Below are 24,383 nucleotides of genomic sequence, written 5' to 3'. Positions count from 1 at the left end.
CCACGCAGGGTAGCGAAATGCCGGTACGCCGTGCCCCGGCCCCGACCCGGCGTGCGCGAAGATGGGTCGGTGACATCCGAGAACGACCGGCCCGACCCACCCGTGACCAGTGCCTCCATCCTGGTGCTGACACTCGCGCGCCGGGTGGAGACCGAGCTCAACGTCGCGCTCGCGCCATGGGATCTCACCGTCGGCAGACTCGGTCTGCTCGGCCATATTTCGGGTGTGCCCGGTGCGTCGTTCAGTGAGTTGGCGCGCATGTCGGGCATCAGCGTGCAGAGCGTGCACACCGCGGTGAAGGCGCTGGTCGGTGCGGGCTTGGTGCGCGATCGCACGGCCCGCGCCGGGTCGGCGTCGACGATCGAGCTCACCGCCAAGGGCAAACGGCTGCTTGCGCAGGCGCGGACGGCGGTGGCCACCGTGGACGAGCGGATGTTCGGCCCGGAAGCCGATCCGATTCAGCGCAAGGTCGGCGCGGCCATTCTGGCGGCCTTCGCCGAGGCCATGTCGTCGTAGCCATCCGGGGTGAGCTGCGCCACCCTAGCTTCAGGCAGGTTGAAGGCTGCGGTTATGCTTCAATCAGTCTGAAGGATGGAGTCGGTCGGTGCAGCATGTGTTGTTGTCGGTGCATATTCTCGCGGGCATCGTGTTCGTCGGTGGTTCGGCCATCGCGACGAGCCTGTTCCCGCGCTACGCGCCCGTCGCCGCCGGGGCGGCGCAGAGTAGCGCGGCCTCCGCGGAGCGCAATCCGGCGGTAGCGAGCGCTTTACACCGCATCACCGGCGGCTACGCCGCCTGCGCGATCATCGTCCCGGCGGTCGGCATCGTGCTCGCGGCGGTGCAGGGACGCATGGGGGAGGGGTGGATCACCGCGGCCATGATCCTCACCGCGGTCGCCGGCGGCCTGCTCGGCGCGCAGATCTACCCGATGCAGCGCGAGGCATTGCGGGCACCCGATGACGGACGCCGCCTGCGGACGCTGTCGATGCTGGCCGGAATCTACAACCTGCTGTGGACCGTGGTGGTCGTGCTCATGATCGTGCGGCCCACCTGATCGTCGTCCTCGGGGAGAACCCGCGGCGCGGAGGCGGGGGCCGGGCCCGTTCGGTAACCACGGACGTCGCCCGCCGGGAATTGGGCAGCGAGAAGTTTTGCGCTGCGGTTCATCTCATCGGCGACGATCGGCATGATCGCGGAATAGTCGGTGTCGTGGCGCGGGGCACCGGTGTAGCGCGTTTCGAGGGTGACCACCGTCGGTGAGTTCCTGGCCTCGGCAAGGGAAATCGAATAGGTGAAATGGTTGCCGGTGAGGCCGATACCGCTGAGTTCCAGTCGTTCGGGCGGGAGGCATTCGGTGACGGTGAGATCGAGTTCGTGGATGATGCTGGTGATGGTTGCCTGCGCGCGAACCGTGACGCCGAGCGTGAATGTCGCTGGTACCTCGCCGATCCAGAAGTCGTGATTGGGCACCCATGTCTTCAGTTGGTCCGGGCGCGAGATCAACGCCCACACTTTTTCTCTTGTCGCGTTCACCGCACACGAAGCGCTACTGCGGGCCAGGGCCACGGCTATTGCCTCTCCATCGACTGGGAGTTGAAGGTTACAGCATCGTATGGGTATGGGGAGCCGGACTCGCCATATTTCATTCAGGTGGATTATGAACTGCGCGTGCCGAATTCGAAACTTCCGAATGCGATTGTGCGAATGCAAGAACATTTGTACCGTGCAGGTGCAATTGACGTTTCCGGCGGCACGCTCGTGGCGGGTCGTCCCTAATCGATCTGCTTGCGTTCGAGCGGGCGGGTAGCGGGACCCTGGACGACGGCACCGTCGACGGTGAATCGGGAACCGTGGCACGGGCATTCCCAGGTGCGCTCGGCATCGTTGAAGGCGACCAGGCAGCCGAGATGGGTGCAGGTCGCCGACACCGCATGCAGTTCGCCGTCCTCGTCGCGGTAGACCGCGCACGGCGAGCCCGCCACCCGGAGGACGGCGCCGGTGCTCGGCGCGATATCGGCGACCGAGCCGGTGCGCACGGTACGCAGCCGGTCGCCGACGAAATGCTTGGCGACCTCGGTCTGCGCGCGCACGAACGGGACGGCCTCGGTGATCGGGTGTATCCGGGTGGGTTCGTACAGGTCGGTCCAGGGCAATCGGTCACCGGTGATGCGTCCGGTCAGGACCCGGGCGGCCACCACGCCGTTGCTCATGCCCCAGGAGTTGAACCCGGTGGCCACGTAGGCGTGCGTGCTCAGCGGATGCAGCCTGCCGATGAAGGGCAGGTCGTCGGTGGTCGAATTGTCTTGCGCCGCCCAGTGATAGCGGATCTCGGCGGCGGGGAAGTGCCGGCTCGTCCAGTCGGTGAGGACGTCGAATCGGCGGCGGACTCCACCTTGTCCGGGGGTGAATTTCTCGCCGGTGACGATGAGCAGGCGCTGCCCGTCCGGCAGCGGGGCCGTGCGCACCGAGCGGGTGGTGCCCTGGGGCGTGATGTAGCACCCCTGTGGCGCCTGGTCTTCGGGGATGCTCGCGGCGACGACCAGTTCGCGATGCGGCGTCAAGCGGGGAAACAGCAGCGATCGGTCGAAGACCGGATAGTGGGTGGCGACGACGACGTCCGCGGCGGTCAGCCGGGCACCCGACTCGACCGTGAGGACCGGCGCGCGGCCTTCGTTCAGGTTCACCACCCGGCTGTTCTCGTAGATCATCCCGCCGCGTTCGGTGATCGCCCTGGCCAGCCCGAGCAGATAGCGGCGCGGATGGAACTGTGCCTGCTGCTCGACCCGGACGGCGCCCGCCACCGGGAACGGCAGGTCGGTCTCGGTGACGAACTGCGCGGGCAGGCCGGCTGCCACGGCGGCATCGACTTCGCGGCGGATCGCGGCCACGCCGTCGGCGGATTCGGCGTAGGTGTAGGCCGGGCACTGCTCGAGCTGGCAATCGATGCCGAGTTCGTCGACGATTTGCGCGATCCGGCCGAGCGCGTCCTGTTGCGAGGCGGCGTAGAGGCGAGCGGCGGGCTCGCCGAACGACTTCGTGAGGCGCTGGTAGACGAGCGTGTGCAGGGCGGTTACCTTCGCGGTGGTGTAGCCGGTGACGCCCGCGGCGATTCGGCCGGCCTCGACCACCGCGACCGAGCGACCGGTGCCGAGCAACTCCCAGGCGGTGCTCAAGCCGGCGATTCCCGCGCCGACCACGGCGACGTCGACCTCGGCATCGCGGTCCAGCGCGGGGTACGCGGTGGGTTCGCTGGTTTCCATCCAGAACGATTCGTTCACGACTCGCAGGCTCACACTCGGCGGCTTCCCCGTCCGGACGTGCTCAAACGCGCCTGCGGCGGTCATGGGGTGGTGCAGGGCTGCGAGGCAAATGTCACAGCAAGGTAACGGAACGGGTTCCGGAGCCGACAGAGGGACGACTCATGTGGCCGGTCGGTCCGGCGGTGTCGGGGGCCGCGGACCGATGGCCGCGTGGATACCCCTGTGACGTCGAGAAAGGTTCATCGATGCGGTTTCGCCGCCAAGGCCCCCGGCCCGAATCCTCCCGCTCCGGCCTCGGCCGGGCTCTGCTCGCACCGTTGGTCGCCCTGCTCATGGCGGCAGGCGCCGTCCTCGTCGGTGCGCCAAGCGCTTCGGCGGCGTTCAACCCCGCCGGATTCGACTTCTGGGTCGATTCGAGCATGGGTCCGATCAAGTCGCGGGTGTTCCGGGCCGCCGACGGCAACACCGATCGGGTGGTCTACGCCCTGGACGGCATGCGCGCGCGGGAAGATCTCAACGGCTGGGAGATCGAAACCGAGGTGGCCAGGGAGCTGACGAAGTGGAACATCAACGTCGTCATGCCGGTCGGCGGCCAGTCCAGCTTCTATATCGACTGGAATGCCCCATCGAGCTTCCTCGGCGTGCCGCCCGGTGCGGCCGGATCCTCCAGTGGATCCGGCGGCCTGAACATCTTCTCCGGTGGCCCCGGCAAGGACTACACCTACCGCTGGGAGACCTTCCTTACTCGGGAGCTGCGCTACGCCCTGCGTGACCGGCTCGGTTTCAACCCCGTCCGCAACGGCGTGTTCGGGCTGTCGATGGGCGGCAGCGCCGCGCTCACCCTGGCCGCCTACCACCCCGATCAGTTCAGCTTCGCCGGTTCGTTCTCCGGCTACCTCAATATCTCCGCCCCCGGTATGCGCGAGGCGATCCGCGTCGCGATGATCGACGCCGGCGGCTACAACGTCGACTCCATGGCCGCACCGTGGGATCCGAAGTGGCTGCGCATGGACCCGTTCGTGTTCGCGCCGCGACTGATCGGCAACAACACCCGGCTCTGGGTTTCCGCCGCCAGCGGCCTGCCCACCGCCACCGACGCCCCGAGCGTCGGCACTCTCAACGGCATGGCGCTGGAGGCGCTCGCACTGGTGAACACGCGCGCCTTCCAGGTCCGCATGGCCACCCTCGGCGCACGCAACGCCACCTTCGATTTCCCCGCCTATGGCATCCATGCCTGGAACAACTGGCAGGACCAGGTCTTCCGGATGCTGCCCGCGCTGTCGTCATCCATCGGCTGAGGTAGCGCGGCCGACCTCGCGCATCCACCGGCGAAGCGATCATGGATCGCTTCGCCGGTGCTGCGTTTCGGGGCTGTGACGTGCGGGAAGACCGCCCAGGTGGCACGCGGGGAAGAAACCGCGCACGAAGGTGGTTAAAAGTTTAACCAGTTCGATCCGATACCGAGCAGCGCCGCCCACGCCCTGGTGCACACCAGGGTTGTGGCAGAGAATGGAGACGCAATGCCTGCTGTCACGGCCGATACGCTGACCCTGCCCCGGATCGCGTCCGCCGGCCCCGAGGCCACCGAACGTCCGGTGCGCTCGGTGACCACCGGCCCGCGCGGTTACGAAGGCGAAGGCTTCCCGGTGGTCCGGGCCTTCGCCGGGGTGCCGACCGCCGAGCTCGACCCGTTCATCCATATGGATCAGATGGGGGAGGTCGAATACGAGCCGGGGGAGCCCAAGGGCACCGACTGGCATCCGCATCGCGGATTCGAAACCGTCACCTACATGATCGACGGACGCTTCCAGCACCAGGATTCCCACGGTGGCGGCGGGCTGATCGAAGACGGCGCCACCCAGTGGATGACGGCCGGCTCGGGTGTCCTGCACATCGAGACCCCGCCCGCGGAACTGGTCGATTCCGGTGGCCTGTTCCACGGCCTGCAACTGTGGGTGAATCTGCCCGCGAAAGACAAGTTCCTTCCGCCGAAGTATCAGAGCCTCGAGGGCGGACAGGTGCGGTTGCTGTCCTCCGCCGACGGCGGTGCCCTGGTCCGGGTGATCGCGGGTTCCATCGACGGTCATGACGGGCCCGGCTCGACCCATACCCCCATCACCTTCGCGCACGCGACCATCGCTCCCGGCGCCCAGCTGTCGACGCCCTGGCAGCCCGACTACAACGCCCTGGTCTACGTGCTGTCGGGGCGCGGCACCGTCGGCGCCGAGGGCCGGCCGGTCGAGCAGGGCCAGCTGGTGGTGCTCGGCACAGGCGACCGAATCACCATCGCGGCGGACACCGCGCAGGATTCGAACCGTCCCGCACTCGAGGTGCTGCTGCTCGGCGGCAGGCCGATCCGGGAACCGGTCGCGCACTACGGTCCGTTCGTGATGAACACCCGCGCCGAACTGATCCAGGCCATCGAGGATTTTCAGTCCGGCAAGCTGGGCGTGGTTCCCGAGAACGCGCTGATGCCGCACCGCCCGCACTGACGCGGGCCGCGCCTCACGCGGCGCGGGCGGGCTCGCTGCGATAGCGCGAGGCGGGCCCGTCGATCCGGCACAGCTTCCACAGCGGCCGGGCCACCGGATTCATCAGGCCGAGCTCGTCGGCGAGCATGCGGACGTCGGCGAAATAGCCGCGCAGCACCTTGCGTGACTCCGGGCTGCCCCAGAAGACCTCGTGCACCACGCGTCTCGGGACACCGCATTCCTTGCGGAACTCGCGGGTCGGTACGGCGATCAGGTCGCAGGCGATCCGCATGGTCGGCGCGAACAGCAGCGAAAGCACGAACCGGCGCACCGGGCCGAGCTTCGGTACCGCATGGCGCAGATATTCATGGGCGAAGCTGATGTGGCGGGCCTCCTCGGCCACGTGGATCGACATCACCCGCTCGAGCAGCGGGTGCGGGTTCGTGTTCGCCCGGAGGATGGTCTTCTGGGCGTGGTCGATCGGCTCCTCGCCGGCCAGCACCATGGTGAAGAACCATTCCGGAAAGATCGAGGCCACCAGCGGAATCGCCGGACCGATCATCCGCACCCAGGCACGCATCCCGCCGACTTCCACGCCGATGCGGTTCACCAACTCCTGGAACATCATCGTGTGGTTGCACTCTTCGATGGCTTCGTGGGTGCAATAACGGAATTCGGGGGAGCCGTTGGGCAGGGCGAAGACGTGTTGCATGAGCCCGCGGATCAGTAGGTTCTCGAACTGGAGGCCGACCTTGGCGACATTGGCCTGACGCCACATGCCGATAGAGATCTGGCGCTCGCGGGGCAGGGCCCGGTACCAGGGATGCGCGCCGAACGGGTCGGAGGCGGGCAGAATCCACCGATCGTCGTCGGAGCGGATCGTGAATTCGGGGTCGTCCCAATCGATATCGATATACGGGTCGAAACGGCGGGTCACCGAGCCGTGCGACAGCGTTGCCAGGACGTCGGCGTACTGATCGATATCGGGATCGGTGCCAAGGGGCGTCGACTTCATCCTGCACTCCTCGTCGGATGAGTGTGACAGCGTGTCACGCTCATACTGTCGACGGTACAGCGCCTGTCGGCGACGGGCAAGAGGTGAGCGTGACGGAGTGTCACACACAGTGTCGCGCGCGCGGCAGCGGCTCGGACCGGCTGACCGGCCACGATCTCGGGTGCGGCGGCGGTGCGAATCAGGCGTCGGCGGTGGCCCGCACCAGCAGCTCGCGCAGCGGCAGATCCGGATCCACCGCCACACCACGCAGGCGCGCGTGCCCGTCGATGAGGAACCACAGCGATTGCGTGAGCAGCCGCGCCATTTCCTCGGCGTTCAAGCCGGGCGAGTCGGTCTGCAGCCACCGCGTCACCGCGCCGTCGACCATCGAGACCACCGAGTAGGCGGCCACATCGAGCCCGGGCTCCTCGATGCCCAAAATGGCCGTCGCCATCAGGAACAGGTCGGTGATGCGCTGGGAGACAGCGAGTTTGGTGCCGCCGACGACGGCCAGCCCGGCCGGATCGTGGCTGCCCGGCCCGTGCTCGACCCACAGATGCAGCCGCGGCCGCGCCGACACCAGCTGCACGTAGGTGCCGATGATCCGCTCGAGGGTGTCGTGCAGGGTGTCGTCCAGGTCCAGCGTCGGCATGACCCGGTCGATGTTGGACTCGACGATGTATTCACGGGTCTTGGCGTCGAGGTCCTTGCGATCGGTGAAATGCCGATAGATCACCGACCGGCGGATTCCGGCGCGTTCGGCGATGAGCTGCAACGGGATATCGGCGCCGGGATCGGACTCCTCGATCAGGGCGATCAATGCCTCCATGATGGCGCGCCTGCGTTCGGAATTGTGGTCACCCCACCGTCCACCACCGACGTCCGTCTGCTGCGACACCATGGTCACAGCATCCCACCTCGGCGTGCGCGGCGGGAAATACGCCGGATCAGCTGCGCAGCCCGCACCGGATGTCGACCGCGTCGAGTGCGCGGAGCGCGGCCGCCGTCGCCGCCGCGGAAGCGGGCAGCAGTGGCAGCCGGACGGTCGAGCTGGGAATGTGTCCTTGCGCGGCAAGGACGGATTTGATGACGACCGGATTCGGTTCCGCGAAAACAGCTTCGGCCACTCCGGACAGCCGATGTCCGAGTATTCTGGCCGCATCGATCGGGCCGTCGCGCCAGCCACGGACCAGTTCGGCGTAGGCCGACGTCGCGAGGTTGGCGCAGGCGAGGATCGCGCCGTGGGCGCCGAGCGCCAGCAGGGGCGCGGCGTACAGGTCGTCACCGGCCAGCACGGACACCTCGGCCGCGAGCCTGCCCATCATCGCGATGGTGGTGTCATCGATCGCGCCGACGGCGTGCTTGAACCCGGCGATGCCCGGGATATCGGCCAGTTCGAGCACGGTGTCGAGGCCGAGGGTGCGGCTGGTGCGATACGGAATGTTGTAGACGATCAGTGGCACCGGTCCTGCCGCCAGCCTTCGGAAATGCGCCAGCACCCCGGCTTCCGACGGCCGGGTGTAGTAGGGGACGACGGTCAGCGCGGCGGTGATCCGCTCGTCCAGGGCATGCAGCGCCGCGAGAGAACCGGTGGTCGAGTTCGTGCCGGCGCCGGCGATCAGCGGCGCGCCGCGTTCGCTGCACACCCGCAGGCAGACATCGAGCACTCGGCGATGTTCCTCGGCGCTCAGGGTGGCGGGTTCGGCGGTGGTGCCGAGTGCGACGATGCCGGTGGCGTCGTCGTCGAGCACCCGATGGGCGTGCCGCTCGAGGGCGTCGAGCGCGAGCTCGCCGTCGGTGGTGAAGGGCGTGATGAGCGGGACGAACAGTCCGGTCAGGGTCATGGGCCCAGCGTGCGCGCGTCCTACCTTCAGGTCCAGTTCACATTTCTATTGCCGAGCGTAAGCTGAGCTGATGCTCGATGTTCGGAAGCTTCGGCTGCTGCGGGAACTGGCCCACCGGCAGACGATCGCCGCCGTCGCCGAGGCGCTGAACTACACGCCCTCGGCGGTCTCGCAGCAGTTGAGCGCCCTCGAGCGCGAGGCGGGCGTGCCGCTCCTGGAACGGACCGGCCGCCGGGTCACCCTGACTCCGGCCGCGCTGACCCTGGTCGACCACACCGAAACCATCCTCGCCACCCTCGAGCGGGCGGCGGCCGACCTGACCAGTGCGAGCGCAGAACTCACCGGCACCCTGCGCATCGGCGCCTTCCCCACCGCTGTTCCGACGATCCTCGCGCCCGCCTTGATCGCCCTCACCGGCGCACATCCGGGGCTGGAGCTGATTGTCACAGAGCTCGATCCGGCCACCGCCCCGGCCGCGCTGCGCAGCGAATCGGTGGACCTCGCCCTGGTGCAGGAATACGACCACGTGCCCGTCGCGCCGGACGCCGCGTTGGAGACCGACCCGCTGCTCGCGGAAACGATCTACCTGGCCGCGCGCGGCGACGATCCGCTCGCCGCCCACCGCGGCTCCGCCTGGATCGCGGGCACGCCGGGCACCCTGTGCCACACGATGACGATCCGGGTGTGCGAAGCCGCTGGCTTCACGCCGCGAATCCGCCACCACATCGACGATTTCAGCGCCGTGCTCGCCCTCGTGGCCGCCGGTCGCGGGGTCAGCCTGGTCCCCGAACTCGGTGCCAGCACCCCACCCGAGGGCGTGGTACTGACTCCGCTGCCGACTCGGCGCCATACTCGATTGGCCTACCGTCGTGGTACCCGCGCCCATCCCATGGTGAGCGCGGCCCGCGCCGCCCTGCACGACTGTGCGGCAGGGGAATTCCCGCAGGCGCTGCCCTAGCCGGGGGCGTTGCGACGACCCTATGCTCGTCGGTGGCCGTGCTCCGATGGGTCACCGGCGGCGGGCGTCACCCGGTGAGCGCAGTGCCTGGCGTGCCCGGACTCATCAGCCGAGATCGGCGAGCTTGTGGTGCAGGACCGCCCGTTCCTGGTCGTTGCCACACAGCTGCATCGCCGTTTCCAGTTCGGCGCGGGCTTCCTCGCGGCGGCCGAGGCGGATGAACAGCTCGCCCCGCACACTGGGCAGCAGATGCGAATTCGTGAACGCCCCGCCCGCCGCCAGCTCGTCGACGATCGGTAACGCGGCGGCCGGACCGTCCGCCATCGACACCGCCACCGCCCGGTTCAACTCCACCACCGGTGACGGTGCCAGCCGGCCGAGCGCTTCGTACAGCAGCACGATGCGCTCCCAGTTCGTTTCCTCCACCGAGGGTGCGACGGCATGACATTCGGCGATCGCGGCCTGTAAACCGTAGGCGCCCAGGCCGCGTCCGAGTTGTTCGGTGCGGGCCAGCGCGGCCCGTCCCCGCCGGATCGCCGAACGATCCCAGCGGCGCCGGTCTTGCTGCTCCAGCAGCACCGGCCGGCCGTCGGCGTCGGTGCGGGCGGGAAAGCGCGCCGCGGTCAGTTCGAGCAGCGCCAGCAGGCTGTGCGTCTCGGGTTCTTCGGGCATGAGTCGAGCCAGCACCCGCGCCAGCCGCAGCGCTTCACCGGCCAGGTCCAGCCGCATCCACGCGGTGCCGGAACTGGCCGAAGAGCCCTCGGTGAAGATCACATAGATCACGCTCAGCACCGAACCGAGCCGGGCGCCGCGCTCGGCCGACGCCGGCACTTCGAAAGGCACCCGCGCCGCGGCGAGTGTCTTTTTGGCGCGGGTGATGCGCGCCTGCACGGTTGCGGTCGGCACCAGGAAGGCGCGGGCGATCTCGTCGCTGGTCAGACCGCCCACCACGCGCAACGTGAGTGCGATTCGCGCCTCGCGCGACAAGACCGGATGGCAGGAGACGAACATCAGCGCCAGCAGATCGTCGTCGATCTGGTCCGGGTCCCACAACACGTCATCGGCCGCACGCATCGGGTCGGTGGGCGGGCTGCCCGCGACGACGCCGCCCTCGCCCAGACCATGGGCGAGGACGGCGTATTTGTCGTCGCGCAGCGCGCGGCGGCGGAAGGCGTCGATCGCGCGCCGCTTACCGACGGTGAGCAACCAGCCGGCGGGCTGCTGCGGCACGCCCTCCCGCGGCCAGGTCACCAGCGCCTCGGCGAACGCCTCCTGGGCGAGATCTTCGGCCAGCGCGAAATCGCCGGTGTAGCGCGCCAGCGCACCGACGATCCGCGCGGACTCGATCCGCCAGACGGCGGCGACGGCCTCACGGCCGGTGTGCTCGACCATCCTCGGCGTGCTCGCTCAGAGCTGACCGGTGGCCTCGCGCCACGCCCGCTCCTTCTCGATCCACACGTTGTCCTCCGGGAATTCGTCGATAGTGGTGACCCGGCGGATCTCGCACTTGGAGCCCGGGCCCGCCATCGGCGCCCGCTTGGCCCACTCGATCGCCTCTTCCCGCGAGGCCACATTGAGAATCCAGAAGCCGCCGAACAACTCCTTGGTCTCACCGTACGGACCGTCGGTGACCACCGGGGTCTCCGACGAATAATCCACCACGACGCCCGATTCCGGGTCGGGATCGAGACCCTCGGCGGCGACCAGCACGCCGGCCCGGATCATCTCGTCGTTGAACTTGCCCATCGACTCCATGATTTCGGTGAAGTCGGCGTTCTGGAAGGCCTCGAAGGTCTCGTCGGTGGCCCGCATGATCAGCATGTATTTCATGGTCTGTCTCCTCGGTGTGGTCCGGGTCGTTGTGACCCTCTCATTCGTAGGTCGAACGGGAGGTGCAACCGATCGACACGACCGTGAAATTTTTCCGAGAATTTTTCCGGCGCTGTTCGCGCAGGTCAGTACGCGATGAAGAGGATCTCGTCGCGCGTGTAGTCGTGGCCGGGGTGCTCGGCGGCGAGGTGGGCCTGGGTCTTGGCGACGAGGTCGTCCTCGTCGGTGCCGGTGATGTGTTCGCCGCAGGGGCAGTTCAGTCTGGTCTTCACGCGAGTGCCCTTCGTCCTCATGGAACACGGTTGTGTCGAGTGAACCACGGCGACAGCCATTTGTGAACGCGTTTTAGTAATTCGGTTTCACCTCGGCGGTGCCGAGGGCGCCGCGCCGCCCCAGCCGCCCGGTCGCGAGCAGCCATTCGACGGCGTCGACCGCGAAACCCGGCATATGCCCGGCGTCGGCGCCGGTGCCGAGGAAGTCCTGGCTGCCCCATTTCGCGTCCCAGCCGGTCCAGGCGATCACCGCCGCGCCGTCGGGTATCCGCCCGTGCCGCCGCTCCCAGTCCCGCAGGTCCCCGGCCGTGATCGCATGGTCCCGGTCGCACGCGCACTCGGCGCGCACATCGATCCGGACCGCGGGCAGCAGCAGATCGTCGAGCTCCAGTTCGTCGGCGGCCGTACCCGCCGGATCGACATGCACCGGCGCGCCCCAATGCGTCCCCGTATGCTCGCCCTGCCGCACGAACCGCAGGTAATAGCCGTCCTCGGCAATGGTCGCGACGGTATCGATCTCGAATGCCGGATCGCCGGGATACACCGGTGTGGTCGCCGGATCGTGTACGTGTGACAGGCTCACCAGCCGTCCGAACGGGTTCACCGCGTCACGGTATAGCGCCACTCGCCCGGCCCTCGACGTAGACCCGGTCATCGTCGATTGCGTCGCCGGTCGCCGGTGACGATCGCCGAAGCCGTGGTCGGCGTCGAGGGCCAAGGCCTCGGTGCTCCATGGCCCGGCCGCTGGTGCGCGGACGTTGCCGCTCGAGCCGGTAACACCGAGGGGTCGGTGCCGGGACGGTTCCGCCGGCCGTCCGGGTACCGCCGAGTGGGGCGAAAACCACGATCCATCCACCGTCGGCGCGAATCACGCGTAGTGGACTACTCGTTCGGGCGGCTCAGGCGAATAATTGACATTGACGTCAAGATTAACGACGATGCGGTGTCATGGATATCGTCGTGGCGAACCGGGGCGAGATCGCCGTTCGTATCGTGCGAACCGCCCGGGAACGCGGATATCGGACGCAGGTGCTGCACACCGGCGAGGAATCGGAATCAACGGCGGTGCGGTTGGCCGATGAGGCGGTGCGGTTGCCCGGAGAGGGTGCGGCGGCTTATCTCGATGTCGACGCCATCGTCGCGGCGGCTCGCGGCGCCGGGCCGGGTGCGCTGGTGCATCCGGGATACGGGTTCCTCAGTGAAAGCGCGGAATTGGCGCAATCCTGCGCCGAGGCCGGGCTGATCTTCGCCGGCCCGGAACCCGCGGTGCTGCGGACCTTCGGCGACAAGGTGGCGGCGCGCGCGGCGGCGGAGAAGGCCGGGGTTCCGGTGCTGCCGGCGACTCGTGCGGCCGGGCCCGACGACATCGCGGCCCTGCTGGCGAGCAATCCGGCCGGGGTGATGGTGAAGGCGGCCGCCGGCGGTGGCGGGCGCGGCATGCGGATGGTGTTCGCGCCCGGCCAGATCGCGGCGGCGTATGAACGCTGCCGGGCCGAGGCGCGCAATGCCTTCGGCGACGCCACCGTCTACGCCGAAGCCCTCATCGCCGACGCCAGGCATGTGGAGGTGCAGATCGTCGCCGACGGCACCCACGCGGTGGCGCTGGGTGACCGGGATTGCAGTGTGCAGCGCCGTCATCAGAAGCTCATCGAGATCGCGCCCGCACCGGCGCTCGCGCCCGCCCTGCGGGAACGGTTGCATCGCGATGCGGTGCGAATCGCGGAATCGGTGGGATGCCGGGGTGTGATCACGGTCGAGTTCCTCGTCGCGGGCGAGGACGGATGGTTTCTCGAGGTCAATCCGCGGCTCCAGGTCGAGCACACCATCACCGAGGAGATCACCGGCACCGATCTCGTCGGCATCCAGTTCGACCTGGCGCTCGGCCGTGCGCTGACCGAACTCGACCTCGGCCATTCGGCGCGCGGCTACGCCGTGCAGGCGCGCGTGAACGCCGAACTCGTCACCGCGGACGGCGATCTACTGCCGACCAGCGGGGCCATCACCGGGTTCGGTCCGCCTACCGGCGCCGGTGTCCGCGTCGACACCGCGGTCCATACCGGCATGCGGCACGGCACCCGATTCGATTCGCTGCTGGCAAAGGTGATCGCCCGCGGACCGTCGCTGGACAGCGCCACGCGCCGCTGTCGCGACGCGCTCGCCGAGACGACCATCGCCGGCCTCGACACCAATATCGCGTTGCTGCGCGCGATACTCGACACCCTCGACGGGCCGGTATCGACCGGCTGGTTCGACCACGCCACCGCCGAACTACTCACTCGGGCAGCCGAGTACGCGGCACCGGCCGTGCCCGCCCAGCAGTCGGAGGTCCTCGATCTCGCTGCGGACGAGTGGACGGTTCGTTCCCCGATGGGCGCGACCGTGGTGTCGGTGTCGGCGCCCGGTACCGTGCTGCCCGCCGGTGCCGAGGTGGCGGTGCTGGAAGCGATGAAGATGCAGCATGTGGTGCGCGCGCCGCAGCCGCTGCGCGTGCTGCGGCCTGCCGTGGCCCCCGGCGACGTGGTCGACCCGCACGCCGTGCTGCTGATCGTCACCGACGCCGACCACGACGGCACCGGCGAGCAGGCGGCCGTCACCGACCTCGATCGGGTGCGCGACGACCTCGCCGAGGTCCGCAGGCGCCACGACGCTCTCAGCGATGAGGCCCGTCCCGACGCCGTCGCGAAACGTCATCGCCTCGGCCGCCGCACCGCTCGCGAGAACATCGAGGACCTGGTCGACGCCGACAGCTTCGTCGAATACGGCGGCTTGGCCGTCGCCGCCCAGAGCCGCAGGCGCAGCACCGAAGACCTCATCGCGAACACTCCCGCCGATGGGCTCGTCGCCGGCATCGCCACCATCAACGCCGATCGATTCGGGCATGAGCGGTCCCGCGCGGTCGTGATGTCCTACGACTACACGGTGCTCGCGGGCACCCAGGGCATGCGCAATCACGCCAAGACCGATCGCATGCTCGAACTCGCGCGGGAACGCGAACTGCCCGTGGTGTTCTTCACCGAGGGCGGTGGCGGACGTCCCGGCGACACCGACTACGTGGGTGTGTCGGGCCTGGACGTCACCACCTTCCGCGCCATGGGCGCGCTCTCGGGACGAGTTCCCTTGATCGGCATCGTGTCCGGACGCTGCTTCGCCGGAAACGCCGCGCTGCTGGGGATGTGCGATGTCGTCATCGCCACCCCGGACGCGAATATCGGCATGGGTGGTCCGGCCATGATCGAAGGCGGCGGGCTCGGCGTCTACAAGCCAGAGGACATCGGACCCATCGACGTGCAGCGCCGCAACGGCGTCGTGCACATCGTCGCGGCGAACGACGCCGAGGCAGTCGCGGTGGCGCGGAAGTACCTGGCGTACTTCCAAGGCGCGGTCCAGGAGTGGGAAGCACCCGATCCGCGCCTGGCCCGGCACATCGTGCCCGAGAACAGATTGCGCGCCTTCGACATTCGCGCGGTCATCGAGGCGATCGCCGACCTCGGTTCGGTGCTGGAACTGCGCCGCGACTGGGGCATCGGCATGGTCACTGCCCTCATGCGGGTGGAGGGCAGGCCGTTCGGCGTCATCGCCAACGACTGCCACCACCTCGGCGGTGCCATCGACGCCGCCGCGGCCGACAAGCTCAGCGCATTCCTGCGGCTCTGCGGCACCCACCGCCTGCCGATCGTGTCCCTCTGCGACACACCGGGTTTCATGGTCGGGCCGGAGATCGAGAAGGAGGGAGTGGTGACCCGGTTCGCGCGCCTGTTCATCGATGCCGCCGCCCTCACCGTCCCCTTCGGCACCGTCATCCTGCGCAAGGGATACGGGCTCGGTGCACAGGCGATGGCCGCCGGATCGTTCCGGGCGCCGCGATTCGTGGTCGCCTGGCCCACCGGCGAGATCGGCGGCATGGGCCTGGAAGGGGCGGTGCGGCTCGGCTTCGCCAAGGAACTGGCCGCGATCGAGGATCCCGAGCAGCGCCGGGAAACCTTCGACAACCTCGTCGAACTCGCCTACGCCAACGGCAAGGCGCTCAATGCCGCCACCCTGCTCGAGCTCGACGACGTCATCGATCCCGCCGACACCCGCCGCTGGATCGGCACGCTCTGAACCGCGACTTGACCCTCACGTAGCGTCAGGCTCGACGATGACGTCATGACCGACCGCTACGACGCCTTCGAGATCAGCCCCGTTCCCGTCCCCGGACCCGACGCCGAACCACCCGAGTTGTACCGCGGCATCTACGGGATGCCCATGTTCGTCATCGCGCCGACGCCCGATATGGCGGCATCGGTGGACTTCTGGGTCCGCGGCCTCGGCTTCATGGACTTCTTCACCGCGCCAGGGCGCGTCACCCACTTGCGCCGATGGGCCTTCCAGGATGTGCTGCTCGTGCCAGGCGAGCGGGCAGGCGACGCGGCAGGACCGACCGTCAGCTTCTCCTGCGTGCTCGGCCAGCTCGACGAGATCGCCGCGGCCTGCGAACAGCTCGCCCCCGGTTCGACCACCGGGCCCAGGCAGATGCCGTGGAACTCGGTGGAGGTGGAAGTCCGCACGCCGGAGAACACCCGCGTCATCATGACGGCGGCGCGGCCCTGGGACCCGGACAGCGCCGAGGCCGAGCACCTGCGCGAGATCGGCATCACCCGCGAGTGAGGCGCGGCGGCGCTGGGACACTGGGCGGTGTGGCCGATCCGGGAGCTCGCGACGTCGAGGCAGGACTCACCGTCGGTGCGGTCGCGGCGCGGGCGGGCGTCACCGTCCGCGCCCTGCACCACTGGGATGCGATCGGCTTGGTCAGCCCCTCCGCCCGCACCGACGGCGGTTACCGGCTCTATACCGGTGCGGATCTCACCCGGCTGCACCGCGTGCTGGTCTACCGGGAGCTCGGCGTGCCGCTCGCCGAGATCGCCGGACTGCTCGACGCGCCGTCGGCCGACGCGCTGGACGCGCTGCGCCGCCAACGCGACGACCTGCGCGAACGCATCGCTGAGCTGGAACGGATGGGCGCGGCGCTCGACCGCATGATCGAGGCCAGGGACTCCGGCATCCTGCTGTCGGCCCAGGAGCAGGTCGCGATGTTCGGCAGGCACTGGCGGCCCGAGTGGGTCGGCCGGGCCCGCGAACGGTGGGGTGACACCGAGCAGTGGGCGCAGTACGCCGAGCGGGCCGCCGATCGCGGGCCCGAGCACTGGCAGCAGATCGCCGACTCCGTCCACGCGCTCAACGCGGACCTGGCCGCGGCCTGCCGCCGGGGCGTACGGCCCGGCAGCGCGGAAGCCGATGCGCTGGCCGAACGTCATCGGGCCTCGATCGGGGCCTATTTCGATTGCACCCATGCGATGCAGGTCTGCCTGGGACGCAGGTATGTCGCCGAGACGGGATATACCGAGTTCTACGACGGGTTGGCGCCCGGCTTGACGGTGTGGTTGCGAGAGATCATTGATGCGAATGCGCGCCACCACGGTGTCGATCCCGCGACGGCGACCTGGGAATGAGCGGGGCCGGTCCGGTCGTCCAGCTGGACGGGCCGTGGGTGTCTGCGGGATCGCGGACGATCCGGACGGTCGCGTCATGGCGCGACGGCCTGCGCTCGGCGGCGGCGGGGTGGGGGAGTGATGCCCGTTTTGTCCCGGTTCCTGGTGTCGGTAGGGTCCTGGGTGCATTGATACGGAGGATGACATGGACGCGCAGCAGCCGGTGCCGACCCGCACGCCGTGGCTCGACCTGGAGCAGGTCGTGGACGGTGCGATGTCGCGGCGGATGGTGCTGACCTTTCTCCGGTCGGCGATCGGCCGGCCCGTCCTGGTCGCGCTCGTCATCATCTGGCTCGGGATCTGGGTGGTCGTCGCGCCGGTCGGCGGTCTGTACCTGCCGGTGTTCCTCTCGGTGCTCATGACGTTCATGGCGCTGGCCCTCCCGCTGGGCCCGGCCCTGCGCACCACGACCCTGCACGCCCGATCCGGCGCCGTGATCCGCGCCCGATACTTCGAGGACTTCTTCACCACCGGCGTCGACGGCGACGCCGACAGCCACCGATACGACGAGGTCGAGTCCGTCGACGTTCGCACGGAACAACTCGTCGTGCTCGGCTACACCGATCAGCGTCGCGAAATCCTGCCGCGCGAGCTCGTACCCGACGCGGCCCTGGCCTTGCTGCGCGCCGGTACCGCTGCCTGAGCCGCCGCCGGGCGATCATCCGGTGGCGATATCCATGACGAGGTTGATCGTCGTCGCGAGGATGACGGTGCCGAAGGCGTAGGACAGCAGATTGTGGCGCAGGGTGATGGCGCGGATCCGCGAGCTGGCGACGTCGGTGTCGGAGACCTGGTAGGTCATGCCGAGGTTGTAGCTGAAGTAGAAGAAATCGCGGTAGGCCGGTGCCTCATCGGAGTTGAAATCGATACCGCCGGTGGGTGATTCGTAGAACAGGTAGGCGTAGCGGGCCGCATACATCAGGTGCAGCGCCGCCCACGCCATGAACACCCCGCCCAAGGCGAGGGCGGCTGCCGCTTCACCCGCTCCGGAACTGCCGAGCGCCAAAATCACCACGATCCCGATCAGCCCGCTCGAGGCCGCGCCGACCACCGCCAGTTCCTCGATGGCGGGCTGGAAGTCTTCGCGGCGCGCGTTCGCCCGCGTCTGCTCGGCCGTCATCGGCCACAGCGCGAACCATCCGCCGATGACGAAAAGCGTATCCGCCGTGGCGATACCGGCGAGGACCCCGAGCGGCCATTCGGTCAGCACTCCGACGAGCGCGCCGATCACGACGCCGACCAGCGCCGAGGCGATGAGCCGACCGACAGCCGAGCGCAGAAGCCGAGCCCTCATGCTCGATCACTGTACTGATGAGGTCCGGTCGGTTCAGTCGGAACCGGGCCAGGGAATCCGCCGCAGCGCGTCCTCGATTCTCGCCGAACCCACGGTCTCGGTCAGCGCCCGGGTCAGCACCGAACTCGGTTCGTCGGCGTGGGTGACCAGTGCGATACAGCAGGTACATCGGCATGTCTAGTGCTTCTGCCCAGGTGATCGCGTCGGTGCGCCCGGCGAGCAGCTCAGCGCCCGCCACCAGAACATGCCGCTCCTGGTAGAGCGGGGTGACGGTGAGGTCACCGATGTCGATGCCGTGCGGATAGACGATCCCGGCGTCGAGTTCGAAGCGGCGAATTCGGTCGACGATGTCCGAGGACCGGAGACTGGTCTCCGAGCGCACCCGAACCAGCGGATGTCCGGTGCAGAACGGGTCGGTGAGCGGCGCGACGGTGCTCGACGCCGCCGGTATCGCGCCGATCCCCAGGCCCCGGTCAGGCCGGTGCGCAGTGCGGCGACTCCGCGCCAGCCATGGCTATCGTTTGGCAATCCATCATTAGCCACTATTTGCAGGAACTCTCCCGAATCGCGGCGTACTCAGTTACTCTTGAGCGAACGCTAGTCGATGTTGTCCTCTTGCGGCCCCTGAGGGGGACGCGCCCGGTCGGCGGAGGCGATGGGCTCCAGTATGCCATCGCTGACGGCGGCCGATCCGCTCGTGAGTTTCTCGACGACAACGCTCGGACGTGCGCTCGATGTCCGTGCGGGAGAGGCCGTTACGAACATGCCGACCTCGGCTACAGCTGATTCCGATCACACGGCCGACCTGCCGGGTGGTGATCAGTGCAGGGGGTAGAACCACCGGAGAACAATTCCGACAGCACCGCCACGCACCGCTCAGCCGACGACCCCGCATACGAACACTGCCATGAGGTGCCCATTCTGCTCACCGAGCGGCACGCGCGCGGAATCGTCGGTATCCATGAACGTCTCGGATGCGGCTTCGACACCTGTCCGCGGTTGCGCGCTGCCCGTCTGTATCTGGCGACGCTCTCATGACGGCCCCTGACGAACCCGAGCCGCAGAGCTGGGTGCAATGGTCGGACGGATCCTGGGCGCCGGTGTATGCCGACGGCTGGACCGGCGAGCCGGTCAGGTTGACCGAAATGCTCGGTGCCGCACCGTCGTCGGGGGAGCTCGTCGGCCCATACATCGACGTCGATCCACTCTCGGTCACCGATACCGAATCGACCGAATCGGAGGCCGGAGGTACAGGGTAGGGGTGAACCGCCGCGGGCCGACCGGAAACCGACCGGGTCGAAGGTCCGTCGCCGCACAGTGATCGCAACTGCGCAGGCGCCGAGGAGACGTTCCACCTCCCGCCCAGCGGGACGCGGTACCCGCCATGCCGGGCAGGCACGGTTCAGTGCATGAGACGTGGACCACATACTCGGATGTGGTTTCTCCGGCGGCGGATGGAGTCGATGGTGGGCCTGAATTCGGATCGGATCGTGGTGGTGACCGGTGCCAGTCGCGGCGCGGGTAAAGGAATCGCGTTGGCGCTGGGCGAGACCGGGGCCACGGTGTACGTCACCGGTCGCACCCGCACCGAGGGCGAGGCACCGCTGCCCGGCACCGTGTTCGCGACCGCCGAGGAGATCACCCGGCGCGGCGGCCGTGGCGTGCCCGTGGTGCTCGACCACGGTGACGACGCGCAGGTCGAGGCATTCTTCGCCGACCTGCGCGATCAGCACGGGCGGCTGGACATCCTGGTCAACAATGCCCTCACGGTGCCCGACGGCCTGACCGACAAGGGCCCGTTCTGGGAGAAACCGCTGACCCTGCTCGACCTGCTCGACGTCGGTATGCGCTCGAGCTACGTCACCAGCTATTACGCGGCGCCGCTGCTGGTCGCCAACGGCGCGGGACTGGTGGTGAACACCTCGTCGTTCGGTGGCACCTGCTACATGCACGGCCCGGCGTACGGCGCGGGCAAGGCGGCGGTGGACAAGATGGCCCACGATATGGCCGTCGATTTCCGGCCGTGGAATGTCGCGGTGGTCTCCATCTGGATGGGCTTGCTGAAGACCGAACGTACGCTTGCCGGTTTCGCCGCCGACCCGGGGGCCTACGAGGGTCTGGCCGCCACCGCCGAATCGCCGGAGTTCACCGGCCGCGTCATCGACGCGCTGGCTCGCGACCCGGAATTGATGAAGCGCAGCGGCCAGGTGCTCATCGGCGCCGAGATCGCGCAGGATCTCGGCGTCACCGACACCGAAGGGCAACGGCCACCGTCGCACCGCCCGTTCCTCGGCGATCCGCCGGTGTTCTCCGACGCGGTCATCGACTGAGCCACGATCAACCCGACCGGTAGGAGCATCATGAAGTTCGGTCTGTCGCTGTTCACCAGCGATCGCGGAATCTCGCCCGCCGACGCGGCGAAATCGGCCGAGGACCACGGTTTCGACACCTTCTACGTCCCCGAACACACCCATATTCCGGTGGCCCGCACCTCCGACCACCCCGCCACCGGCGACGAAACCCTGCCCGACGACCGCTATATGCGCACTCTCGACCCGTGGGTCGCGCTGGGCACGGCTGCCGCCGTCACCACCCGGATCGGTCTCGGCACCTCGGTGGCGCTGCCGCTCGAACACGATCCGATCGCCCTCGCCAAGACCGTCGCGACGCTGGATCACTTGTCCGGCGGCCGAGTGGTCTTCGGTGTGGGCTACGGCTGGAATCTCGAAGAACTCGCCGATCACGGTGTGCCGCCGAACAAACGGCGCACCGTGCTGCGCGAATACCTGGAGGCGATGGGCGCGCTGTGGACCGAGGACGAGGCGGCCTATGACGGCGAATACGTCGGCTTCGGGCCCAGCTGGGCCTGGCCGAAGCCGAAACAACGGCCGCGCCCGCCCATTCTGGTCGGGGCCGCGGGCACCGAGAAGACCTTCGCGTGGATCGTGCGCTCGGCCGATGGCTGGATCACCACACCTATCGAGCGCGATATCGACTCGGGTGTGCGGCAATTGGCGAAGATGTGGCGCGACGCCGGCCGCACCGGTGACCCACGCGTCGTCGTGCTCGCCGACGAACCCGACCCCGGCACGCTGAGCCACTGGCGCGATATCGGCGTTGCCGAGGTGGTGTTCTCGCTACCGGACGCGGACACCGACGAGGTGCGCGCGTTCATCGAACAGCTCGCCGGGAAACTCCAGGGGCAGCGCTAGCAGGCGTTGCGCCGTCCGACCGGGCGAGTCGTCCGGTCGGACGGCTGCGGGCTCATCGCGTCGGCACCTCCGGCTCCGTGTCGTCTCCCGGACGAGGGCACCGACGCAATGACGGGCGCTCGCGGACGATGTGTGCCGAGGGGGAGCCGGTGTCCACCTGCCGCCGACATTATGGTCTTGCGTCGCCGTCGGGTGTGATTGTGTTGTAGTCGGGAAAAACTCGGCTGCGCAAGGGAGTTCGACTATGCAGTCATCGACATCGAGAATCGGCAGACTGGTCGTGGCCGCCGCCGGAGCGATGCTCGCGGTCACCCTCACCGGTCCGCCGGCCCACGCGGCGGGTCCGGGGCCGCTGCCGCCGCCCGGGCCGTCCTGTTCCACCACGCCGACCGGTAACGAAGCCAAGGAAGTGGACCTCGCCGACTCGACCGGCGCGGTTCGCACCTACCGGTTGTTCGTTCCGGCGGGCCTCACCGGCCCCGCGCCGCTGATCATCGCCCTGCACGGGGGGCCAGAGCAATCCGGCCAAATTCGAGGGCGAGTCCGGCTGGACCGGGTTCGCCAAGACCAACAAGGTCATCGTCGCCTACCCGCGCGGCAGCAAACCCGACGGTGGTGCGGGCAAATGGGCGTGGGAGTTCGCGCGCAACGTCGGCCCGGACGTCGCCTATCTCCGCAGCGTCGCCGAACACATCGCGGGTACCTACTGCGTCGCCCCTGACCGCGTCCATGTCGTCGGCCACTCCAACGGCGGCCAGATGACCACCCGGATGGCCTGCGAGGGCGCCGCGTGGATCGCCTCGGCCGCGGTCTGGGCCGGCGCGAAAGGCGCATGGGACGCCGCCGACTGCCCGGCTTCGCGCCCGATCTCCTACGCCGTCATGGTCAACGACAACGACCCGATCATCTGGCAGTGGCTCGCCGAACAACACCGCGACCACTGGCTGATGATGAACGACTGCGGCACCGAGCACACCGAATCCGGCGCGGGCGTGCTGCGCGGCCAGCGCTTCGACTGTGCGGCGGGAACCGAAGTCGTCTACCGCCTCTACGACGGTCCGGACGACGTGAGCAAGGCCCACGACTGGCCCGCCGATCCCGCCGGAGCGTCCGTGCGCAACCGCATGTGGCAGTTGTTCGACGGGAACCGGCTTCCGTAGGGGGAGCGGCGGTCGCCGGTGCGTCGCTGTTCGCGCCGACGACCGCCACCTCGGTGTTCCGGCGCAGGGCAGTCGTCGTCGCGGTGGCGTCGGGACGTACCGTGCGCGGCGACGTGGCTGCGGCGGCCGCCAGGGGAGTCGCACCGCGGGAGGCGGGGCCGCGTTGCCTTCTCGCCTTGCCCGGCCGGGCGGTCGTCACCCGCGGCGCGGATCAACTGGAAGTGCGGATCTGGTGGAGGAATTCGGCATTCGAGTCGGTCTGCCTGAGCCCGGTGAGCAGCAGTTCCAGGGCTTGCTGGGGTTCTCGGGTGGCGAGCGTTTTGCGCAGTGAGTGGGTGGCGGTGAGTTCTTCGGGGGTGAGCAGGAGTTCTTCCTTGCGGGTGCTGGAGCGGTCGATGTCGATGGCGGGGAAGGTGCGGCGGTCGGCGAGGTGGCGGTCGAGTTTCAGTTCGGCATTGCCGGTGCCCTTGTATTCCTCGAAGATGACGGTGTCGGCGAGGGATCCGGTTTCGACAAGTGCGGTGGCGATGATGGTCAAGGATCCGCCGTTCTCGATGTTGCGGGCCGCGCCGAGGAATTTTTTCGGTGGTGCGAGCGCGCCGGCGTCGACGCCGCCGGAGAGGATTCGGCCGGAACCGGTGGCCGCCAGGTTGTAGGCCCGGGCGAGGCGGGTCAGCGAATCCAGTAGCACGACGACGTCGCGGCCCATTTCGACCAGGCGTTTGGCGTGTTCGATGGCCAGTTCGGCGAGTGCGATGTGTTCGCGGGCGGGCTGGTCGAAGGTGGCGGCGGCGACCTCGGCGGGCACTGCGCGCGAGAGGTCGGTCACCTCCTCCGGGCGTTCGCCGACCAGCACGAGCATCAGGTGGCATTCCGGATGATTCTTGGCGATACCGTGGGCGATGGATTGCAGGACAGAGGTTTTGCCTGCCTTCGGCGGGGCGACGATCATGGCGCGCTGTCCTTTGCCGATCGGCATGACGAGATCGGTGGCACGCGTGGTCATTTCGTGTGCCTCCGTCTCCAGTCGCAGCCGGTCTCGCGGGTAGATCGGGACGAGGTCGCCGAAGTGCGGCCGAGACCTGGCCTTGCCGGGCGGTAGGCCGTTGACGGCGTCGATGCGGATCAGTGGTGCGAGCTTCACACCGTCGCTGGAACCGGCGACGCCGATGACGGTATCGCCGCGGCGGAGCCCGTATTCGCGGATCAGGCGCGCAGGCACGTGGACGTCGCCCGGTCCGGGCAGGTAGCCGTCGACGCGCAGCGTGGCATGTTTATCGGTGATGTCGAGGATTCCGGAGACCGCTGCGTGTTGAGCTTCCGGTTCCTGAATATGGTTGTTCTGCATGGGTTTTCTCCTAGAGGAGTGGATCGGTGGAGGCAGGCCGGTACGAGAATCGCCTGCGCAATCGCGCTGAATGGAGCGCGCGGCCAGCCCTGTTCGGAGGGCCATGATGCCGATGGCACGGGATACGAATCCGTGGAGATGAATCGAACTCTTGTGGGAGGGACCAGTCACCTGCATCCACAAGATGGAGACGCGCCTACCGTAGCGCTGAT

At 68.4% G+C, this 24,383-nt stretch carries 24 protein-coding genes and 2 pseudogenes; 14 read left to right on the top strand and 12 right to left on the bottom strand.

The features are described from left to right. Positions 1–69 precede the first annotated feature (69 nt). Together AC5W7N_RS27950 and AC5W7N_RS27945 are read left to right on the top strand one after the other, a co-directional pair. Positions 70–516, top strand: a complete 447-nt coding sequence (locus tag AC5W7N_RS27950; protein ID WP_495922653.1) for a MarR family winged helix-turn-helix transcriptional regulator — start codon at positions 70–72, stop codon at positions 514–516. Between the two features lie 88 nt (positions 517–604). Next, positions 605–1,054 (top strand): hypothetical protein, encoded by a 450-nt coding sequence (locus AC5W7N_RS27945; RefSeq protein ID WP_163812648.1) that lies wholly within the window; start codon positions 605–607, stop codon positions 1,052–1,054. On the opposite strand, the gene AC5W7N_RS27940 is transcribed toward AC5W7N_RS27945, so the two are convergent. Both AC5W7N_RS27940 and AC5W7N_RS27935 read right to left on the bottom strand, forming a co-directional pair. Beyond that, a complete protein-coding gene (locus tag AC5W7N_RS27940; protein ID WP_495922651.1) occupies positions 1,000–1,470 on the bottom strand; it encodes a hypothetical protein in 471 nt (156 codons plus the stop codon). The genes AC5W7N_RS27945 and AC5W7N_RS27940 overlap by 55 nt on opposite strands. Positions 1,471–1,772: 302 nt before the next feature. Next, a complete protein-coding gene (locus AC5W7N_RS27935) occupies positions 1,773–3,278 on the bottom strand; it encodes an FAD-dependent oxidoreductase (RefSeq protein ID WP_495922649.1) in 1,506 nt (501 codons plus the stop codon). A 227-nt stretch (positions 3,279–3,505) separates the two neighbouring features. On the opposite strand from AC5W7N_RS27935, the gene AC5W7N_RS27930 reads away from it, so the two are divergent. Both AC5W7N_RS27930 and AC5W7N_RS27925 read left to right on the top strand, forming a co-directional pair. Further along, a complete protein-coding gene (locus AC5W7N_RS27930) occupies positions 3,506–4,558 on the top strand; it encodes an alpha/beta hydrolase (RefSeq protein WP_495922647.1) in 1,053 nt (350 codons plus the stop codon). A gap of 222 nt (positions 4,559–4,780) precedes the next feature. Continuing rightward, positions 4,781–5,752 carry a pirin family protein gene (locus tag AC5W7N_RS27925; RefSeq protein ID WP_163812656.1) on the top strand — a complete coding sequence of 324 codons (972 nt, stop codon included), beginning with the start codon at positions 4,781–4,783 and terminating at the stop codon, positions 5,750–5,752. Between the two features lie 13 nt (positions 5,753–5,765). Here AC5W7N_RS27925 and AC5W7N_RS27920 read toward each other — a convergent pair whose 3' ends face one another. From AC5W7N_RS27920 to dapA, 3 genes are all read right to left on the bottom strand, one after another. Beyond that, complete coding sequence (locus AC5W7N_RS27920) at positions 5,766–6,746, bottom strand: AurF N-oxygenase family protein (RefSeq protein WP_194989378.1); 981 nt, start codon at positions 6,744–6,746, stop codon at positions 5,766–5,768. Between the two features lie 178 nt (positions 6,747–6,924). After that, positions 6,925–7,632 carry a TetR/AcrR family transcriptional regulator gene (locus AC5W7N_RS27915; protein WP_195021607.1) on the bottom strand — a complete coding sequence of 236 codons (708 nt, stop codon included), beginning with the start codon at positions 7,630–7,632 and terminating at the stop codon, positions 6,925–6,927. A 40-nt stretch (positions 7,633–7,672) separates the two neighbouring features. Further along, positions 7,673–8,569, bottom strand: a complete 897-nt coding sequence (dapA, locus tag AC5W7N_RS27910; RefSeq protein ID WP_495922646.1) for a 4-hydroxy-tetrahydrodipicolinate synthase — start codon at positions 8,567–8,569, stop codon at positions 7,673–7,675. 70 nt (positions 8,570–8,639) lie between these two features. Here dapA and AC5W7N_RS27905 point away from each other — a divergent pair, with 70 nt between their 5' ends. Further along, on the top strand, positions 8,640–9,527 hold the full coding sequence (locus AC5W7N_RS27905; RefSeq protein ID WP_195021609.1) for a LysR family transcriptional regulator: 888 nt from the start codon (positions 8,640–8,642) through the stop codon (positions 9,525–9,527). A gap of 105 nt (positions 9,528–9,632) precedes the next feature. Here AC5W7N_RS27905 and AC5W7N_RS27900 read toward each other — a convergent pair whose 3' ends face one another. The 4 genes from AC5W7N_RS27900 to AC5W7N_RS27885 all read right to left on the bottom strand — a co-directional run bounded on the left by AC5W7N_RS27900 (position 9,633) and on the right by AC5W7N_RS27885 (position 12,233). Further along, the gene (locus AC5W7N_RS27900) at positions 9,633–10,919 is read right to left on the bottom strand and encodes an RNA polymerase sigma factor (RefSeq protein ID WP_163812667.1); all 1,287 of its coding nucleotides are present in this window, start codon (positions 10,917–10,919) and stop codon (positions 9,633–9,635) included. Positions 10,920–10,934: 15 nt separating this feature from the next. Beyond that, complete coding sequence (locus AC5W7N_RS27895; RefSeq protein ID WP_194989374.1) at positions 10,935–11,357, bottom strand: YciI family protein; 423 nt, start codon at positions 11,355–11,357, stop codon at positions 10,935–10,937. Between the two features lie 125 nt (positions 11,358–11,482). Then, complete coding sequence (locus tag AC5W7N_RS27890; RefSeq protein ID WP_104361371.1) at positions 11,483–11,629, bottom strand: DUF1059 domain-containing protein; 147 nt, start codon at positions 11,627–11,629, stop codon at positions 11,483–11,485. 73 nt (positions 11,630–11,702) lie between these two features. Then, positions 11,703–12,233, bottom strand: a complete 531-nt coding sequence (locus AC5W7N_RS27885) for a cyclase family protein (RefSeq protein WP_495922643.1) — start codon at positions 12,231–12,233, stop codon at positions 11,703–11,705. 344 nt (positions 12,234–12,577) lie between these two features. Here AC5W7N_RS27885 and AC5W7N_RS27880 point away from each other — a divergent pair, with 344 nt between their 5' ends. From AC5W7N_RS27880 to AC5W7N_RS27865, 4 genes are all read left to right on the top strand, one after another. Next, complete coding sequence (locus AC5W7N_RS27880; protein WP_495922642.1) at positions 12,578–15,730, top strand: acetyl-CoA carboxylase family protein; 3,153 nt, start codon at positions 12,578–12,580, stop codon at positions 15,728–15,730. 45 nt (positions 15,731–15,775) lie between these two features. After that, entirely contained in the window at positions 15,776–16,276 is a 501-nt protein-coding gene (locus AC5W7N_RS27875) for a VOC family protein (protein WP_163812675.1), read from the top strand. Between the two features lie 29 nt (positions 16,277–16,305). Then, positions 16,306–17,118, top strand: a complete 813-nt coding sequence (locus AC5W7N_RS27870) for a MerR family transcriptional regulator (RefSeq protein WP_495922641.1) — start codon at positions 16,306–16,308, stop codon at positions 17,116–17,118. A 184-nt stretch (positions 17,119–17,302) separates the two neighbouring features. After that, a complete protein-coding gene (locus AC5W7N_RS27865) occupies positions 17,303–17,800 on the top strand; it encodes a hypothetical protein (protein WP_194989371.1) in 498 nt (165 codons plus the stop codon). Between the two features lie 15 nt (positions 17,801–17,815). Here AC5W7N_RS27865 and AC5W7N_RS27860 read toward each other — a convergent pair whose 3' ends face one another. Together AC5W7N_RS27860 and AC5W7N_RS27855 are read right to left on the bottom strand one after the other, a co-directional pair. Further along, complete coding sequence (locus tag AC5W7N_RS27860; protein ID WP_495922639.1) at positions 17,816–18,451, bottom strand: DUF1345 domain-containing protein; 636 nt, start codon at positions 18,449–18,451, stop codon at positions 17,816–17,818. 187 nt (positions 18,452–18,638) lie between these two features. After that, positions 18,639–18,902: pseudogene (locus AC5W7N_RS27855) on the bottom strand (LysR substrate-binding domain-containing protein); the annotation flags it as partial. Between the two features lie 371 nt (positions 18,903–19,273). On the opposite strand from AC5W7N_RS27855, the gene AC5W7N_RS27850 reads away from it, so the two are divergent. The 5 genes from AC5W7N_RS27850 (at position 19,274) to AC5W7N_RS27830 (ending at position 22,823) form a co-directional block, all read left to right on the top strand. Further along, positions 19,274–19,489, top strand: a complete 216-nt coding sequence (locus AC5W7N_RS27850) for a hypothetical protein (RefSeq protein WP_280213399.1) — start codon at positions 19,274–19,276, stop codon at positions 19,487–19,489. After that, entirely contained in the window at positions 19,486–19,710 is a 225-nt protein-coding gene (locus AC5W7N_RS27845) for a hypothetical protein (RefSeq protein WP_163812683.1), read from the top strand. The genes AC5W7N_RS27850 and AC5W7N_RS27845 overlap by 4 nt, the downstream gene beginning before the upstream one ends. A 195-nt stretch (positions 19,711–19,905) precedes the next feature. Then, a complete protein-coding gene (locus AC5W7N_RS27840; RefSeq protein ID WP_228805911.1) occupies positions 19,906–20,781 on the top strand; it encodes an SDR family NAD(P)-dependent oxidoreductase in 876 nt (291 codons plus the stop codon). Between the two features lie 30 nt (positions 20,782–20,811). Further along, positions 20,812–21,663 (top strand): LLM class F420-dependent oxidoreductase, encoded by an 852-nt coding sequence (locus AC5W7N_RS27835; protein WP_163812685.1) that lies wholly within the window; start codon positions 20,812–20,814, stop codon positions 21,661–21,663. Positions 21,664–22,421: 758 nt separating this feature from the next. Continuing rightward, the gene (locus AC5W7N_RS27830; RefSeq protein ID WP_495922637.1) at positions 22,422–22,823 is read left to right on the top strand and encodes an alpha/beta hydrolase family protein; all 402 of its coding nucleotides are present in this window, start codon (positions 22,422–22,424) and stop codon (positions 22,821–22,823) included. A gap of 211 nt (positions 22,824–23,034) precedes the next feature. Here the strand turns inward: AC5W7N_RS27830 and AC5W7N_RS27825 are convergent. Further along, positions 23,035–24,126, bottom strand: a pseudogene (locus AC5W7N_RS27825) (transcription termination factor Rho, short form); the annotation flags it as partial. Between the last annotated feature and the right edge of the window lie 257 nt (positions 24,127–24,383).

Source organism: Nocardia sp. CDC519 (genome assembly GCF_059509835.1).
The sequence above is the reverse complement of the archived record's forward strand: the minus strand, read 5'-3'. Positions and strand labels throughout refer to the sequence as shown.

Coding starts and splice junctions, on each gene's coding strand:
- AC5W7N_RS27930 (WP_495922647.1), top strand. CDS start 3,506: ATGCGGTTTCGCCGCCAAGGCCCCCGGCCCGAATCCTCCCGCTCCGGC.
- AC5W7N_RS27925 (WP_163812656.1), top strand. CDS start 4,781: ATGCCTGCTGTCACGGCCGATACGCTGACCCTGCCCCGGATCGCGTCC.
- AC5W7N_RS27920 (WP_194989378.1), bottom strand. CDS start 6,746: ATGAAGTCGACGCCCCTTGGCACCGATCCCGATATCGATCAGTACGCC.
- dapA (WP_495922646.1), bottom strand. CDS start 8,569: ATGACCCTGACCGGACTGTTCGTCCCGCTCATCACGCCCTTCACCACC.
- AC5W7N_RS27905 (WP_195021609.1), top strand. CDS start 8,640: ATGCTCGATGTTCGGAAGCTTCGGCTGCTGCGGGAACTGGCCCACCGG.
- AC5W7N_RS27900 (WP_163812667.1), bottom strand. CDS start 10,919: ATGGTCGAGCACACCGGCCGTGAGGCCGTCGCCGCCGTCTGGCGGATC.
- AC5W7N_RS27895 (WP_194989374.1), bottom strand. CDS start 11,357: ATGAAATACATGCTGATCATGCGGGCCACCGACGAGACCTTCGAGGCC.
- AC5W7N_RS27880 (WP_495922642.1), top strand. CDS start 12,578: ATGGATATCGTCGTGGCGAACCGGGGCGAGATCGCCGTTCGTATCGTG.
- AC5W7N_RS27875 (WP_163812675.1), top strand. CDS start 15,776: ATGACCGACCGCTACGACGCCTTCGAGATCAGCCCCGTTCCCGTCCCC.
- AC5W7N_RS27865 (WP_194989371.1), top strand. CDS start 17,303: ATGGACGCGCAGCAGCCGGTGCCGACCCGCACGCCGTGGCTCGACCTG.
- AC5W7N_RS27860 (WP_495922639.1), bottom strand. CDS start 18,451: ATGAGGGCTCGGCTTCTGCGCTCGGCTGTCGGTCGGCTCATCGCCTCG.
- AC5W7N_RS27845 (WP_163812683.1), top strand. CDS start 19,486: ATGACGGCCCCTGACGAACCCGAGCCGCAGAGCTGGGTGCAATGGTCG.
- AC5W7N_RS27840 (WP_228805911.1), top strand. CDS start 19,906: ATGGAGTCGATGGTGGGCCTGAATTCGGATCGGATCGTGGTGGTGACC.
- AC5W7N_RS27835 (WP_163812685.1), top strand. CDS start 20,812: ATGAAGTTCGGTCTGTCGCTGTTCACCAGCGATCGCGGAATCTCGCCC.
- AC5W7N_RS27830 (WP_495922637.1), top strand. CDS start 22,422: ATGACCACCCGGATGGCCTGCGAGGGCGCCGCGTGGATCGCCTCGGCC.